The organism is Synechococcus sp. BA-120 BA3, assembly GCF_034931285.1.
Classification (GTDB): Bacteria; Cyanobacteriota; Cyanobacteriia; order PCC-6307; family Cyanobiaceae; genus Cyanobium.
Map to the genome: position 1 here is coordinate 1 of NZ_JAYGHZ010000466.1, position 1,165 is coordinate 1,165.

Consider the following 1,165-nt stretch of genomic DNA (forward strand, 5'->3'; position numbering starts at 1 on the left):
GCGCCGCCCTGCAGCGGCAGCTGTTCCACCGGGACGGCGCCCCGCCCGAGCTGCCGGCCGGGGTGCCGGTGCTGGTCACCTCGGCCATCAACGAGCAGCGCACCGCCGAGTTCCTGCGCCAGGTCGCCCCGGACATCGTCCTGGTGAACGGCACCCAGCTGCTGCGGGCGCCGGTGCTGGAGCTGATCCCCGCCATCCGCCACGGCCTGATCAACCTGCACACCGGGCTGTCGCCCTACTCCCGCGGCGCCAACTGCAACCTCTACATGCTCATGGAGGGGCATCCGGAGCTGGTGGGGGTGACGGTGCACCACATCGACCCCGGCATCGACAGCGGCGACATCATCCTGTCGGCCCACGTGCCGATGCAGCCTGACGACGACGTCGAGACCATCGAGGTGCGCAGCTTCCAGGTGGGCATCGAGCTGCTGATCGAGGCGGCCCACCGGCTCGAGGCCGGCACCGCCCCACGGGTGCCCCAGTGGGAGAAGGGCAAGCTGTTCCTGCGGCGCACCGGCTACGTCTACGAGCCCTGGCAGCGGCTGATGGCCAACCGCCGCATCGCCCGGGGCCTGGTGCGCGACTACCTGGCCGACCAGGCGCGCCGCGACGGGGCCGTGCGGGTGGTGCGGGGGGAGCAGCCATGAGCCGCCTGGGACGGGCGGCCAACCGGGCGGCGGACCTGCTGTTCCTGCCGCCGTTGGATCGCCTCTGGCTCCGCCGCCTGCGGGGCAAGGTTCTGTGTCTGCTCTATCACCGGGTGGACGAGCCTGGCCGGGAGCCGTTCCTCGACCGCTTCGGGGTGCCGCCGATTCCCCCCAAGGAGCTGGCCGCCGAGCTGGGCGTCCTGCAGCGCCGCGGCGCCCGCTTCCTCACCTACGCCGACCTGCGGGCCGGCCGCTTCCCCTCCGGCTCCGACTTCGGGGTGATCGTCAGCTTCGATGACGGCCTGCGCTGCAATTACGAGCAGGGGATGGACGTGCTCCAGGGCCTGGGCATCCCGGCCGTGTTCTTCCAGTCCACAGCCATGGACGCCGGCGGGGAGCTGGTCTGGGAGCACGCCCTGTACTGGTACGGCGCCCACCCCACCCTGGCGTCCCGGCTGGAGGAGCTGGCCCGGCGGCGGCTGGATCTGCCGGCCGACCTGCAGGGCGCGGCCCTGGTC

The 1,165-nt window shown here is 72.6% G+C and carries 2 protein-coding genes; both read left to right on the plus strand.

Going from position 1 to position 1,165, the window contains the following annotated elements; translation table 11 throughout:
* On the plus strand, window positions 1–647 hold a 647-nt coding region (locus tag VB737_RS16830; protein ID WP_500314658.1), incomplete at its 5' end, for a formyl transferase.
* A partial coding sequence (locus VB737_RS16835; protein WP_500314659.1) for a hypothetical protein occupies window positions 644–1,165 on the plus strand: 522 nt, incomplete at its 3' end. The genes VB737_RS16830 and VB737_RS16835, both read left to right, overlap by 4 nt.